Here is a 14,868-nt window from a genome sequence, read left to right on the forward strand (position 1 = left end):
TGATTTATTTCACGCTGCGGCCGATGGCAATCAAGTCTTCGGGCGACTGGTAGCCCAGTACTTTTTTCAGCACCCGGCCGTTGCCATCGATGAACAGCAGCGTTGGATAGGCTTCGAGGGGGTACACCTGCATCAGGGCCGGACCTTCGCCTTTTTCCATGTCCATCTTCACGTTGATGAACCGGCTGTTGTAGTAGTCGCCTACGGTTTTTTGGGTGAACACCCGCTTTTGCAGCAGTTTGCAGGGGCCACACCAGCTGGCGTAGGCATCGAGGAAAATGACTTTTTTCTCGGCTTTGGCTTTCTTCAGAATCTCGCGCCAGGATGCCTCCGTGAACTGAATACCCGCTTCCGGTTTATCGTCGCCGATGCGGTTGGTGGGGGGGACCGACCGGGCCGCGTCCGTAGAAACAGCACCAAGCCCGGTAAACAGAATGGTTAATAGCCAAACTACTTTTTTCATGAGTTGATCCGGCGCGCCGGTAGTCTGTGAGTCTTTTCCGATTAATAACGCATAGCCTTGTGCCTTTCGTTTCCAGCGACGCGATTTCTGAAAGCAAGTTAATAACGGCATTGTAAATGACAAGGTGCAAACCATATGCCATTGTCCACATTCTTTCCGAACTTTGCGGCCATTTCAGCTACTACCACGATGCCCGTTAAACAAGCCGAATTTTTCGTCAGTAACTCCGATCCTGCCAAATGCCCCCGGCCCGATCGACCCGAATATGCGTTTATTGGCCGGTCCAACGTGGGTAAGTCGTCGCTGATCAACATGCTCACGAGTCGGGCTTCGCTGGCTAAGATATCCGGTAAACCGGGTAAAACACAGCTCATCAACCATTTTATCATCGATAACCAGTGGTACCTGGTCGATTTGCCGGGCTACGGCTACGCGCAGGTTAGCAAGACCGAGCGCGAGAAGTTTGCCGCGCTGATTGATGGGTACCTGACCAGCCGGCCCAACCTGCTTTGTATTTTTGTGCTGGTCGATTCGCGGATCGAGCCGCAGAAAATAGACCTAGATTTCATGGAAAACCTCGGCGATCGGGGGTTGCCATTCGTGATCGTTTTCACGAAAACCGAAAAACTGGGTGCGGTAAAGCTCCAGGCAACCCTAAACAACTACCGCGCCAGGCTGCTCGAAACCTGGGAAGAGGTGCCGCAGATCTTTATCACATCGGCCGTCACCGCTGCGGGCCGCGAAGACATTCTTTCGTTCATCCGCCCGCTGAACGAGGAGTATGAGAAAAGTGCGGGCGTCAAGCGGTTCAAGCCCGGCAAATAAACCCGCGCCGGAGTGATCGATGATAAATTCAGCCAATCACTCAGTTCAATTAACAATACACCAACCAAGGTAGCGTTACCAATTTAGTAGATTACTTATGGAAGCATTAAAGCAGATTGCCAATGTGGCCGGTTATAGCGGCCTGTACCGAATTCTGAAGCCAGGCCGGGCAGGCGTTATTGTTGAGTCGCTCGATGATAAGAAAGCAAAGACCATGATGGGCCCAACGGCTCGTGTCTCGGTCCTGAATGATATATCCATCTACGTGGATGGCGACGGAAACGATCAGTCGACTCCGCTGGCCGACGTGCTGATGAGCGTATACACGACCTATGGCGATACCCTGACCGTTGACCCCAAAGGCTCGAACGACGAATTGGCTGAGTTTATGGCCACCGTTGTGCCCAATTACGATCGGGATCGGGTACGGCCTGCCGATATCAAGAAGCTCATTGTCTGGTATACCATTCTGCGCCAGCATGCGCCTGAGGTATTCGACGCCCAGCCCGAAGTGGCCGAAACCACCGACGAAACCCCTTCAGCCGAGACGACCGACGAGCCGAAGGCCTAAAAACTTCATTTTCAGTGAGAACAGAAAAGCCGCGACAGGCCCTTGGCTTCGCGGCTTTTTTTTATGTCCGGTTCTTCCGGAAAGCAGACTGCTTTCCGGAAGGAGACGCGTATTAGTCGACAGTGCTGAGCTTGACCGTGTTGGTCCGGCGCGACTGCGTTAGCGGCATGCTGAGCGTATTGATGAAGATATCGCCCGACGACAGCTTTTTCTGGCTGATGAGCGTCTGCTTGATACCCTCTACGGTCTGATCGATGTTCAGTTCCGGGTTCTGTTCGTACGGCATCACCTGAACGCCCCAGTACAGGCCGAGCGTGTTGCGCAGCTGCGGATCGTTCGAGAAGACGTACAGGTCGGCTTTGGGGCGGTGGTGCGAAAGCCGCACGGCGGTATAGCCCGAGTTGGTGATCCCGATGATGGCTTTTGCCCGGGTGTCGCGGGCCAGGCGGCAGGCGCTCATCACCACGTTGTCGTTGATGACGTTCTCGCCGGGCTGCTCATTGACGTGGGCGTGGTAGCGGTAATAGATGGCGTCGGAGGCTGCCTCTACCTGGAGGATGGTGTTGGCCATCGACTCTACGGCCAGGATCGGGTATTTACCCGACGCCGTTTCGGCGCTGAGCATAACGGCGTCGGCGCCGTCGAGTACCGAATTGGCGATGTCGTTGATTTCGGCGCGGGTGGGGCGGGGCGCATCGATCATACTTTCGAGCATCTGGGTAGCCACGATAACCGGTTTAGCCGCCCGGTTGCATTTCTCGACCAGCATTTTCTGAATCATCGGTACTTCTTCGGCGGGCAGTTCGACGCCGAGGTCACCCCGCGCTACCATCAGACCGTCGGTAGCGGCAATGATTTCGTCGATGTTCTGAATAGCTTCGGGCTTTTCAATCTTGGCGATGACGCGGCTTTTCTTGCCTTTCGACCGGATGTATTCTTTGATTTCGAGAATCTCCGACGCTTCCCGTACAAACGACAGGGCGATCCATTCGGCGTCGTTTTCGAGACCAAACTCCAGATCGGCCCAGTCTTTCTCGGTTACGGCGGGCATCGATACCTTCGTGTTGGGCAGGTTTACGCCTTTCTTCGACTTCATGGAGCCGCCGTAGACCACTTCCGTAACGACGTCGGTACCTTCGGTCCGCAGTACGCGCACTTCCAGTTTACCGTCGTCCATCAGAATCCGTTCGCCGGGGTGTACATCTTTGTACATGTCTTTGTAAGGCGTACTGACGCGCTCGGCCGTACCCACGATGTCGTCGTTCGTGAACGTCAGCGTATTGCCGGGCAAAATCATGACGCCGTCTTTATGCTCCACGTTGCCGATGCGGATTTTAGGCCCCTGTAAATCCTGCAGAATGCAAAGGTTCAGGTTGTATTCGGCGTTGATTTCGCGGATGCGGGTAAGCCGCATGAGGTGATCCTGGTGGGTGCCGTGGGAGAAGTTGAGCCGGAAGACGTTAACGCCAGCCCGAGCCAGTGCCAGCAGTTGTTCTTTGGTCTCGGAAGCCGGGCCAATGGTGGCCACAATCTTGGTTTTCTTGGACATGGGGAAAGAAAAAGTTGGGCAGTACGGCCAGAAGCCGGTGCAAAAATAACCGGACACAAAGATATACAGTTGTGTTCGCGGAAAATTTACAAAGAAGCCGACGGGCTCCCGACCCGGTTTGCCCCCGCTGACGCAGCCGAACAGCGGCTCAACTGGCTCCCGGTCGTCAGGGTGCCGGTGTATCCGGGCTCGATCGCGCAAACCGGAATCGGGCCGGAATGGGGTACGCGCCTAAAAGGTCAGCTCCCGGATTTTGTCCATATACGACCGGCTCACGCGCACCACATCGCCGTTCTGCAGGGTGACATCGTAGCTGGATGGGTATTTCTGGATTTCGCGGACAACGTGCAGATTGATGATATCTGACCGGTGGACCCGCAGAAAATGGCTGGGGTTGAGTTTACTTTCGAGCGCGCTGATGCCGTAGTTGCTGAGGTGGCGGCCCGTAGCGGTAACCAGCGTGGCGTAATCGCCTTCGGCTTCGATCCGCAGAATATCGGCCACGGCGACCGTAACGAGCCGGTTGCCGGTCTGGACCAGAATTTTCTCGGGATAGGTTGTGGCGGTACTGAGGAGACTCTCGGCCAGGGGCTGAATTTTCTGGAGGTTACCCATCCGCGAGTCGGTCACGCGCTGGATGGCCTGGGAGAACCGGTCGCGGGTGTAGGGCTTGAGTAGGTAATCGACGGCATGAACCTCGAAGGCCTGGAGGGCGTACTGGTCGTAGGCGGTCGAGAAAATAATCTGCGGAATCTCGTCGATGTGTTTGAGAACGTCGAAGCCCGTCAGGCCCGGCATCTGCACATCCAGAAAAATCAGGTCGGGTTTATACTCGTTGATGAGCCGTACGGCATCGACGCCGTTGTTGGCTTCGCCGACCACGATCAGGGCGGGGTAAGCGTCGAGGTACTGCCGGATCAGGGTACGCCCGGCGGCTTCGTCGTCGATGATGATAACTTTCTGCATAGGCGGGCCGGCAGAACCGGTCAGGTTGCGTTAAGCTGGTATGGTGAATTTGACGGTGACGCCCCGGGGCTGGCTGTTGCCCACGGTCAGCTGGCTGCCGTACATTTTATCGAGTCGAAGCCGGGTGTTGGCCAGCCCCAGGCCGTGACCGGTGGTGCTGGAGCCGTTCATGCCGACGCCCGTGTCGGAGATGGCTACGTGCAGGTGTCCGTTCTGCCGGTGAATACCCACGTGAATATCGCCCCCTTCGATGAGCGACGCAATACCGTGCTTCACCGAATTTTCGACCAGCGGTTGCAGGAGCATGGGCGGCATGGTGTTGTCGAGTACGTTATCGGCCACATCGAACGAGACGCGGAGCCGGTCGCCGAAGCGGGCCTTTTCCAGGTCGAGGTATTTCTTGACGAAGGCGATTTCTTCGCGCACGGTGACCACATCGGCTTTGGAGGCCTGTAGCTGATAGCGAAACAGATCGGCCAGTTCGGCCAGCAGCTCGCGGGTGCGTTCCTGAGCGGGGGGGACCGATGCGCTGATGGTGTTGAACACGTTGTACAGGAAATGGGGGTTGAGCTGGGCTTTCAGAGCCGCCAGTTCACTTTTTAGCGCCAGTTCGCGCAGCTGCACTTCGCGGAGCCGTTGCTGTTGCAGATCCCGGTAGTAGTCGTAGGCGTGAAAAATGCCGAACTGCACCAGGTAGAACAGCGCCCCGATATACGTATCCCAGACTTGCCCGGTACCCCGCAGCCGCCCGATTTTCAGTGCATCTGATATGGCGTAGTACACAAACTGCCAGACCAGCAGGTACAAGGGCAGCAGGATGACGTGCAGCATAATCCGGCGGGTTAGGGTGAGGTGGCGCAGGCGGATGAACAGCAGATACCAGACCGGTGCCGTAACGAGCAGCTTCGTGCTGTAGTCGAGCAGGGCCCTCGGAACCTCATTGAGAAAGTCAATGAACAGGGGGCTTTTCGACCAGGCCCGCTGGCTGATCGATAACGCACCGTCGTAGAGCAGCGCCGATACGATGTACAACCCCACGATCAGCGTCAGCTGGCGGTACGTAATGCCCCAAAACGCAATCCGGTTCCAGTTCATAGTTAGCCTGGTTTGTACAATTATTTTCGTTTCCGCGTGGCGTTATCTCACCGTGGTCCGTGTCCGCACGGACCACCTGACCGGATGGTGTGGCTGCCGCGTGAGTAGTCCGTGGTGAGTACGGATACCCATCGTTTACAAAGCTATACGGATTCATAGATGACCGGCGTCTTTTTCCGACGAGTTGACAAATACGTCGCTGAATGGAATGGGCTACCGTTCGGCGACGTATTTGTCGGCTCACCGATTGGGGCTGGCAGGCCCTGGAACGGGTGTCTAGCTTTGACCTATCCAATTCGCCAAAGCTATGAAAAACCTGTTCATTCTATGTTTGCTGATCCTGTCAGCTCCCTCATTTGCCCAGACGGCGTCGCTGAGCGGCACGGCTGTTACCGCTTCGCAGCGGGGAATCCCGTTCGCTACGGCTACCCTTCGGCAGGCCACCGACTCGGTGCTGGTAAAAGCCGCCGTGGCCGACGAAAACGGTGTGTATGTTTTTCCCGGAATACGGGCCGGTACCTACCGCGTGGGGCTGACGGGAGTTGGCTACGCGTCCTGGACCTCGGGGCCGGTGGTGGTCGTTGACGGACAGGCTGGCTCGATGGGAGCCGTCGTACTGGCCGAAGCCGCCCGATCGCTGAACGAGGTGAAGGTAACCGCCACGAAGCCTTTGCTGGACGTGCAGCCCGACAAGCTGGTGCTGAACGTTGGGAGCAGCATCACCTCGGCGGGGAGTTCGGCGATTGAGCTGCTGCAGAAAGCGCCGGGAGTACAGATCGATCCAAACGATAATATCGTGCTGCAAGGCAAGAATGGTGTTCGCATCTTCATCGACGGCAAACCTTCGCCCCTCGGACCGGCCGACCTGGCGGCTTACCTCCGGACGTTACAGGCTACCGACATCGACGCCATCGAGATTATCACCCAGCCGTCGGCCCGGTTCGATGCGCAGGGCAATGCCGGCATTATCAACATCCGGCTCAAAAGAAACCGGGCGGGCAGTCCGGATGCGGGTACGAATGGGAGTGCTACGCTTGGCTTCGCGCAGGGCGCTTATTACCCGAAATACAACGGTTCCGTGTCGGTGAACAGCCGCGTCAAAAAGACCAATCTGTTTGCCAGCTACAGCTTGCGGCAGGCCCGTGACTGGTCGTTTATCAACCTCTATCGCGAACAGAGCGGGCAGTTTTTCGACCAGAAAAGCGAAACCCGGTCAACGTCGGCGGGGCATAATGCGCGGCTGGGGGCCGATTGGTTCGTGAGCCGGTACAGTACGCTGGGTCTGTTGCTGGACGGCATGCTGCGCGATGGTAGCTCCAGTACACTGGGTCGCACACCCATCGGGTTCGTGACCGCAGCGGTAGGGGTTCCGGACCAGCTGCTCATTGCCGATAACCGGAACCTGAGCAACCGTGCCAATGGTAACGCCAACCTGAACTACCGCTACGCCGACACCTCGGGGCATGAGCTGAGCGTTGATGCCGATCTGGGCCGGTTCCGCTCGACCGGCGACGCCTACCAGCCCAACCGCTACATCGACCCGGTAACGAACGAGCTGCTGTTTGAACGCAATTACCGCATGAATACCCTGACCGATATAAGCCTGCGAACGCTGAAAGCAGATTATGGGCAGCGGTTCTGGGGTGGTCGGCTGAGCGCGGGTTTCAAACTCTCGTCGGTACGAACCGGCAACGACTTCGACTTTTTCGACGTTCAGAACGGTCAGGATGTTCTGAATCCTGATCGAACAAATCGCTTCGTTTACACCGAATCCATCTACGCGGCCTACGCGTCGTTCGAGAAAAGCCGTGGTAAATGGCAGGGGCAGTTTGGCCTTCGGGTCGAACAGACGGAGTCGGATGGTCGGTTGACCAGCGCCGTCAGTCAGGCCGATGCTATGGTGACCCGCCGATACCTGAATGCGTTTCCGAGTTCGGGTATTACCTACAAGGCTACACCGAACAGCACCTTCTCGGTCACCTTCAGCCGCCGGATCGACCGGCCGAGCTACCAGAGTCTGAACCCCTTTGAGTCGAAGCTCGATGAACTGACGTACCAGAAGGGCAACGCTTTTTTGCGGCCACAGTATACCAATACCCTTCGGTTGTCGCGTACCTACAAATACAAACTGACAACCTCCCTCAGTTACAGCGACACGCAGGATTTCTTCACCGAGATTACCGATACCAGCGCTCGCAGCGCCGACGGTCGGCCCCGCAACTACATCACCACGCGCAACCTGGCCAGCCAGCGCGTGCTGTCGGTCGATGTGAGCTATCCGTTCAACGTGGCCCGGTGGTGGAGTGTGTTTATGAACGTAAGCGCTTATCGGTCGGCCAACGAAGCTAATTTCGGCGACGGGAAGCGCATTGGGCTGACGGCTCACGTGCTGAGTCTGTATGCGCAGCACACGCTGACGCTACCCGGCCAGTTGCGGCTGGAGGTGTCCGGCTATTATACCTCGCCTTCTATTTGGGGCGGCACCTTTCAAAACCGGCATTTCTGGGGAAGCACCGTTGGCTTACAGCGTAAGGTGCTGGCCGACCGGGGATCGGTGGTGCTGACCCTATCGGACCCGTTCAACAGCCAGCGCTGGCGCGGTATCAGTCAGTTTGGCGGTCTCTACATGGACGCTAGTGGCGGGTGGGAGAGTCGTCAGATCCGGCTCAATTTTACGTACAATTTCGGCAGCAAACAGCTCAAAGCCGCCCGCCAGCGCGAAACCGGTCTGGAGGCTGAGAAGGGCCGGATCGGGGGGTGATGGGGTTTGAATAATCCCCGGTTTAAAAACCGGGGCAATTCATGGATCGTCCGGTTGAGGAGGTGTCCCTGGGTGTTGGGTCCATGGCTAGCCCTGGCCTTCAGGCCGGGGAATAGGCGGTTTGAATAATCCCCGGTTTAAAAACCGGGGCAATTCATGGATCGTCCGATTGCGGAAATGACCCCATGTGTTAGATTCATGAATAGCCCGGGCCTTCAGGCCGGGGAAACGGGAATGAGGGTTTGAATAATCCCCGGTTTAAAAACCGGGGCTATTCATGAATCGTCCGGTTGGGGAAGTTTTCCCGTGTGTTGAGTACATGGCTAGCCCGGGCCTTCAGGCCGGGGAAACGGGAATGATTAACCAAATCCCCGGTTTAAAAACCGGGGCTAGTCATGGATCGTCCGGTTGCGGAAATGGCCCCATGTGTTAGGTTCATGAATGGCCCTGGCCTTCAGGCCGGGGAAACGGGTATAGGCATTCATTTGCCCCGGCCTGAAAGCCAGAAAAAAATCGGAGCGACCGCACCAATCCGGAATTACAGGCAGTCGACGTCGATGACGATGCTGACCTGGCGGAGACCTTTGTCGGTCAGGATGTCGTTGATTCGGTCCTGGATATAGGCCTTTACGGCTTTGATGTTGACTTTCTCCCGTTCGATCTTGATCAGAATGTCGAAGAGAAACTGATTGCGGATGCGCTCGACCAGGGGTTGCTCCGGACCCAGTACCCGCGTGCTGCCGAGCGCATCGGTCAGTTCGGCGCACAGGCGTTCGGCGGCCTGCTGGCTAATGGCTTTGTCGGGATGGCGTACGGTTAGCTTGATAAGCCGCGAGAAGGGCGGGTAGTTGAAATCCTGCCGCTCCTGAATCTCTTCCTCATACAAGCCTTTGTAATCATTCTGGATGATCTTTTGCAGGATGCTCTGGTGCGGGTTAGCCGTCTGAATCAGGACCGTACCCTGCCGGCCAGCGCGTCGGCCGGCGCGGCCGCTTACCTGGGTAAGCATCTGAAACGACCGTTCCGTAGCGCGAAAGTCGGGGAAGTGGATGAGCCGGTCAGCGTCGAAGATACCGACCAGACTGACGTTGTCGAAGTCCAGTCCTTTGGTAATCATCTGGGTGCCGACCAGCATATCGACGCTGCCACTTTCAAACTCGCGGATGATCTGGCCGTAGGCGTCTTTGGCGCGGGTTGTGTCGAGGTCCATCCGCAGTACCCGCGAACTCGGGAAATAAACCTGCAACTGGTCTTCGAGCTTTTCGGTACCGAAGCCGATGGTTTTGACTTTGGTAGAACCGCAGGTCGGGCACAGGCGCGGCACCGCTTCCTTATGACCGCAGTAATGGCAGCGCAGCTCGGCATCGCGCTGGTGGTAGGTCAGGCTAACGGCGCAGTTGGGGCACTCGGCCGTCCAGTCGCAGTCTTCGCACTGCATGTAGGGCGAGTAGCCACGCCGGTTCTGAAACAGGATACTCTGCTCTTTCCGCTCCAGGTTCATCTCCAGCGCATCGAGCAGGGCCGACGAAAACTCGTTCTTCATAGTCTTCTGCCGCTTTTCCTGTTTGGTATCGATCAGCAGAATAGTGGGCAGGGTGGCGTCGCCGAACCGATGATGCAGCTCAACCAGCCCGTAGCGTCCCTGTTTGGCCTGGTAATACGTTTCGAGCGAGGGCGTGGCTGAGCCGAGCAGGACCTTGGCCTGCTGCCAATGGGCCATCATCAGCGCTACATCGCGGGCGTGGTAGCGGGGCGCGGGGTCATGTTGTTTATAGCTGGTTTCGTGCTCTTCATCCACGATGACCAGACCCAGGTTGTCGAACGGCAGAAACACCGCCGACCGTACGCCCACCACGAACTGATACTGACCCGAAACCACCCCTTTCCAAACCTCGACCCGTTCGTTGTCCGAGAATTTGGAGTGATAAATGCCCATCTTGTCGCCGAAGACCCGCTGCAGCCGGACCACAATCTGGGTCGTCAGTGCAATTTCGGGCAGCAGGTACAGCACCTGAGACCCACCCGCCAGTGCCTGCTGAATCAGATGGATATAGACTTCGGTTTTACCGCTGCCCGTGATGCCATGAAACAGCACGATGTTCTGCTGATCGAACCGGGTCATGATCTGCTCGGCCGCCCGCTGCTGGTGTTCGGTCAGCCGTATTTCGCCCTGCGGGGCACTGGTGTCGGCAAACCGGGGCTGAATAACCTCGAAGGTTTCGAAAACGGCGTTCTTGACCAGGGTCTGGAGTGACGACTGCGACAGCTCGTCATCCTGATTGAGAATCGTTTTATCGAGTCCTTTCTGGTTGAGGGCCGGGTTATGCTGCACCGGTACGTGGCGCAGGTAACGCATGACCACTTCCTGCTGTTTGGGAAGCTTTTCGAGCCGCTGCAGTAGTACCAGCAGCTGTTCCCGTTCTTCGTAATTGGGGTGCAGGCGAATCTTCCGGATCATCTTCGGTACGTACTTCTCCCGGATCTCTTCGAAAACAATGACCGCTTTCTTGCCGACCAGCGATTTGATCAGCGCGGCTATGTTGACGCCTTCGCCCGCCAGCCGACTCAGTTCGTCGTAGGTGAGGGCAGGTTGCTTTTTGAGCTCGGTCAGCAGAATCTCCTCGTGCTCGGTCAGCAGTTCCGGGTAGTCGAAATCGGGGTTGAACTGGACCTTCGACTGACTCGAGATTTTCAGTCCGGATGGCAGCGCAACGTTCATCACTTCGCCCACGCAGCACATGTAATACTCGGCCATCCAGCGAAAAAGCTCCAGCTGGTAGCTGTTAACTAAAGGGTACTCATCAAGGAGTTCGGTAACATATCGGGCCTGATAGTTTGCGGGCGGAGAGTTGTGTAAACGGGCCACGATAGCCGTCAAAACGCGGCTGTTTTTCTTGCCAAACGGAACAATTACTCTGGCACCAATTTTGACCAGATCGGCCATTCCACGCGGTATCCGATAGGTAAACAATTTTGGGACCGGAATGGGTAAAATCAGGTCGGCAAAAAAGGTTACCTCGTCCGCATCAAAAGAAGTAAATAACGTATTGGCTTGATTTTCCACCTTTTTTGAAGAGTACGTTCTGTAAAGATACGGAGAAAAGCGGCTGCGGATGGCAAGGATTTTGTCTACTAAGCGGGTGCTTATCCTGCCGTTGACTGACAAGAGAGTAAGTAGCCTGTCGGGTGCCGGTACCGTTGCTATACCGCGATCCGATAAGTTAACTCCGGTCAACCATCTTTTTTGCCAATTGCATCCACTTAACAGCCTCTTCGCATGAAACAAAATTACTCGTACTGTATCCTTAGTAGATGGCTCGGTTTATTCCTGCTGCTTATGCTTTGTACGCTCAGCGCGCAGGCCCAGGTCAGCGGGGTTGTATACCGCGACTTTGACCTGAACGGAGTCCGTTCCGACACCTTACCTATCGAAGTGGGCGTTCGTGATGTATCGGTACAGGCGTTTGCCGGCCTGAGCCGAACAGCTCTCACGACAACCACTAACGCCGACGGTCGATTTAGTTTCAGTTCGGCGCAGCTACCCGCCGGTACGCCGGTGCGGATCGAGTTCGGCAACTTACCGACCGGCGATTATGAAGGTCCCTACGGTAGTGGCAGTGGAACCCGGGTGCAGTTCATAACAGCGGGCGCATCGGCAACCGCCATCAACATTGGCCTGAACTACCCGTCCGATTTTTGCCAGGGTACCGATGTGAAGCTGGCAACCCCCTGCTACGTAAACGGCAACTCGAACCTCACAGACGGTATACCGCCGGATGAACAAACGGCCCGGGTCGATGCGCTGGTATCGGTTGCCTACACGGCCAGTGGTGTCGCTTCGCCCACTAATTTTTACCCCACTCATCTGGCATCGGCCGGCGAGATTGGCGCCACCTGGGGACTGGCCTATCAGCGACGCAGTAAAAAACTGTTCTCGGCAGCCGTTCTAAAGCGACACACCTCATACGGTCCGCTGGGGCCGGGTGGTATTTACGTGACCGATATTACATCCTCCACCACGGGTAGCTTTCTGGATGTCAGTACGATCGGTATCGACGTAGGAAGCGATTCGCATAGCGGTCTGTCGGGAAACAAGCTACTGCCTAACGCCGATCCCGGACCGATGACCGATGTTGGCAAACGCAGTTTTGGCGGCATGGATATGTCAGAAGATGACAAGACACTGTATTTCGTCAACCTCAACGATCGGAAGCTGTATGGGCTCTCCCTGGGCGTGCCAGCCCGGGTGCCTACGGCCGCCGATGTAAAATCATGGACCATTCCCGACCCGGGCTGTTCAAATGGCGACTACCGACCCTGGGCCGTAAAGATGTACCGGGGCAAGCTGTATATCGGCGTTGTGTGTTCGGCCGAAACGTCGCAGCAGCAAAACGATCTGAACGTGACGATATACCGCATGGACCCTTCGGTGGCCAACCCTACGTTTGAATCGGTACTGGCCTTTCCGCTCGACTTCCGGCGCGGACCGGCCGACCTCACCACCGATCCGCTCAACCCGCAGAACTCCTGTGCACGGTATGATCGGTGGCTGCCCTGGACAAGTGCCTGGCCAACGCCCTGCGGAGCTGGTACCAATCCGTATTTCGTCATGCACCCGCAACCCATGATAACCGACATCGAGTTTGATGACGATGGGTCAATGATCCTGGGTTTTCTGGATCGGTTTGGTATGCTGGGGGGCGTTCAGAACCACGATCCCAACGGCAACGGCTTTTACGATGGCTTTACGGGTGGCGATATTCTTCGGGCCTACAACAATAACGGAACCTACGAGCTGGAAAAAAATGGGAAAGCCGGCAACCGAACAGGCAGCGGAGTAGCCAATAACGAAGGCCCCGTCGATGCCAGCAATACGGGTGGGGAGTTTTACGGACTCGACAACTGGATTTTCTTCGGCAACGTAGCTCATGCCGAAGTGACCAATGGCGCCCTGAGCCTGATTCCGGGATATAACGAAGTGGTTACTTCGGCCTTTGACCCAATCGAAGGCGTTTTCAAGGCGGGGGGGCTGAAAGTATTCAACAACACGACCGGGCAGGTTAACCGCAACTACGTATTGTACGCCCAGGTACCGGGCCTGTTTGGTAAAGCGTCGGGCTTGGGCGATAGCAAACCCCTGTGCGATCCGGCACCGGTCGAGATCGGTAACCGGGTCTGGTTCGACGATAACCGCGATGGAATTCAGGATGCCTACGAACCCGGGGTCGATGGGATCGTGCTGACGCTGCATGATATGGAAAACGGGGGGCTGGAAATTGCCTCCCAGACCACGCGCGACGGCGGTCAGTATTACTTCAATAACCGGACGGTGCCTGCCGGTATCCAGTTTAATCACCGCTACGAAGTTCGTATGGACCTCTCGCAACTGCCCCTGCTGGACATTACCCTCAAAGGCGCCCGGCCGATCAGCGTGGCTGGCGGGCGGCTGGCAGCCCGGGGTGGGCGGCAAAGTGCCGCAGTGCAGCGGTCGTACGCGATCTCGCCCCTGAACCGGACCGACGGCAACCCGGATACCGATCAGCGCGATTCCGACGCGCTCACAACCGGATCGTCGGCCGTGATTGCCGTAACGACCGGCGACGCGGGGCAGAATAATTTTACCTTCGACCTGTCGATGTTTTCCTGCCCGATGCTGGCGCCGGAGAAAGAAGCGATTACCGTCTGTTCAGGAACACCGGTCGATTCGGTAGCGGCCTATGGATTACACCTGAGCCAGGTAGACCAGGTGCGGTTCGTGCTGTTTACGAGCCCGCAGTCGGGTACGGCCATGTATAGCGGAGGAACAGTACTGGGAACGGTGTCGGCTACGGCCGGGCCGGGTATCTCGACGACCGCCCTGTCGGCCTCGGCCACGGCCGACTCCATCAAGCGGGCGGTGCTGTATACGCCCCTCATTAACATAACCAACAACACCGCCACGCCCCAGACGCAGTACATCTACGCCATTATATTTCCTACGCCCGAAGACCCGGCCTGCCGACAGTCGGGAGAAACAATCGTCAATGTATTGCCGGCGCTGAAAGCCCGCGCTACGGGCGCTACCCTCAGCTGTTCGACCACGGCCGTAACGCTGATGGGCGAGGCATTGTACGGCGATGATACGCCCGCTACCAGTGCTACCTTTGTCTGGGCCGGACCGGGTGGTTTCAGCAGTACCGCGCCCAATCCGACTACGGACCAGCCTGGTATGTATACGCTTACGGTTGGCGACGGTAGCTGCCCGGCTTCGGTCAGTACGGCCACCGCTACCGTTACGGCCGATACGTCCGTTCCTTCGCTTACGGCCACGGTTACGGCTCCCACCTGTCCCACCTGTCTGGCAACCATCTCGGCCAGCGCACCCGGCGCTTCGGTTTCGTGGACAGGACCGGATTCTTATACGTCAACTGCTTTTGTTAACGAGGTAACCCAACCCGGTGTGTATACGGTGAAGGCTACTGCGGCCAGCGGCTGTTCTATCTCGGCCAGTGTCGAGGTGGTTGAGCTGGGCTGTCCCGAACCCATCTGCGTTCCGATCCGGGCTACCCGGATTCGATAAACAGACCCGTAAATCGTATGGAAAACCCCTCAGGAACGCAACCTTTGAGGGGTTTTTCTATGTTGCATACCCAGAGGGC

9 protein-coding genes are annotated in these 14,868 nt (G+C 56.9%); 4 read left to right on the top strand and 5 right to left on the bottom strand.

What is annotated here, in order from left to right; translation table 11 throughout:
• Positions 1-4: 4 nt before the first annotated feature.
• Entirely contained in the window at positions 5-463 is a 459-nt protein-coding gene (locus B1C80_RS08180; protein ID WP_077920596.1) for a thioredoxin family protein, read from the bottom strand.
• 189 nt (positions 464-652) lie between these two features.
• Here B1C80_RS08180 and yihA point away from each other — a divergent pair, with 189 nt between their 5' ends.
• Positions 653-1,288, top strand: coding sequence for a ribosome biogenesis GTP-binding protein YihA/YsxC (gene yihA / locus B1C80_RS08185; protein WP_077920894.1), 636 nt, complete (start codon positions 653-655; stop codon positions 1,286-1,288).
• Between the two features lie 97 nt (positions 1,289-1,385).
• Positions 1,386-1,859 (top strand): DUF5606 domain-containing protein, encoded by a 474-nt coding sequence (locus B1C80_RS08190; protein WP_077920597.1) that lies wholly within the window; start codon positions 1,386-1,388, stop codon positions 1,857-1,859.
• A gap of 112 nt (positions 1,860-1,971) precedes the next feature.
• Here B1C80_RS08190 and pyk read toward each other — a convergent pair whose 3' ends face one another.
• The 3 genes from pyk to B1C80_RS08205 all read right to left on the bottom strand — a co-directional run bounded on the left by pyk (position 1,972) and on the right by B1C80_RS08205 (position 5,469).
• Positions 1,972-3,408, bottom strand: a complete 1,437-nt coding sequence (gene pyk / locus B1C80_RS08195; RefSeq protein ID WP_077920895.1) for a pyruvate kinase — start codon at positions 3,406-3,408, stop codon at positions 1,972-1,974.
• 231 nt (positions 3,409-3,639) lie between these two features.
• Positions 3,640-4,374, bottom strand: coding sequence for a LytTR family DNA-binding domain-containing protein (locus B1C80_RS08200; RefSeq protein WP_077920598.1), 735 nt, complete (start codon positions 4,372-4,374; stop codon positions 3,640-3,642).
• A gap of 30 nt (positions 4,375-4,404) precedes the next feature.
• On the bottom strand, positions 4,405-5,469 hold the full coding sequence (locus tag B1C80_RS08205; protein ID WP_077920599.1) for a sensor histidine kinase: 1,065 nt from the start codon (positions 5,467-5,469) through the stop codon (positions 4,405-4,407).
• A 307-nt stretch (positions 5,470-5,776) separates the two neighbouring features.
• On the opposite strand from B1C80_RS08205, the gene B1C80_RS08210 reads away from it, so the two are divergent.
• Positions 5,777-8,230 carry an outer membrane beta-barrel protein gene (locus B1C80_RS08210; RefSeq protein ID WP_077920600.1) on the top strand — a complete coding sequence of 818 codons (2,454 nt, stop codon included), beginning with the start codon at positions 5,777-5,779 and terminating at the stop codon, positions 8,228-8,230.
• A 538-nt stretch (positions 8,231-8,768) separates the two neighbouring features.
• On the opposite strand, the gene priA is transcribed toward B1C80_RS08210, so the two are convergent.
• A complete protein-coding gene (priA, locus tag B1C80_RS08215; protein ID WP_077920601.1) occupies positions 8,769-11,294 on the bottom strand; it encodes a primosomal protein N' in 2,526 nt (841 codons plus the stop codon).
• Positions 11,295-11,567: 273 nt separating this feature from the next.
• On the opposite strand from priA, the gene B1C80_RS08220 reads away from it, so the two are divergent.
• Positions 11,568-14,789 (top strand): SdrD B-like domain-containing protein, encoded by a 3,222-nt coding sequence (locus B1C80_RS08220; RefSeq protein WP_236648683.1) that lies wholly within the window; start codon positions 11,568-11,570, stop codon positions 14,787-14,789.
• Positions 14,790-14,868 lie beyond the last annotated feature (79 nt).

Source organism: Spirosoma sp. 209 (assembly GCF_002006735.1).
In the GTDB taxonomy this organism is placed as follows: domain Bacteria; phylum Bacteroidota; class Bacteroidia; order Cytophagales; family Spirosomataceae; genus Spirosoma; species Spirosoma sordidisoli.

Bases quoted from the DNA above. Each gene is read 5' to 3' on its own strand.
- B1C80_RS08190 (WP_077920597.1), top strand. From the start codon at position 1,386: ATGGAAGCATTAAAGCAGATTGCCAATGTGGCCGGTTATAGCGGCCTG.
- B1C80_RS08200 (WP_077920598.1), bottom strand. From the start codon at position 4,374: ATGCAGAAAGTTATCATCATCGACGACGAAGCCGCCGGGCGTACCCTG.
- B1C80_RS08180 (WP_077920596.1), bottom strand. From the start codon at position 463: ATGAAAAAAGTAGTTTGGCTATTAACCATTCTGTTTACCGGGCTTGGT.
- pyk (WP_077920895.1), bottom strand. From the start codon at position 3,408: ATGTCCAAGAAAACCAAGATTGTGGCCACCATTGGCCCGGCTTCCGAG.
- B1C80_RS08210 (WP_077920600.1), top strand. From the start codon at position 5,777: ATGAAAAACCTGTTCATTCTATGTTTGCTGATCCTGTCAGCTCCCTCA.
- B1C80_RS08220 (WP_236648683.1), top strand. From the start codon at position 11,568: ATGCTTTGTACGCTCAGCGCGCAGGCCCAGGTCAGCGGGGTTGTATAC.
- yihA (WP_077920894.1), top strand. From the start codon at position 653: ATGCCCGTTAAACAAGCCGAATTTTTCGTCAGTAACTCCGATCCTGCC.
- B1C80_RS08205 (WP_077920599.1), bottom strand. From the start codon at position 5,469: ATGAACTGGAACCGGATTGCGTTTTGGGGCATTACGTACCGCCAGCTG.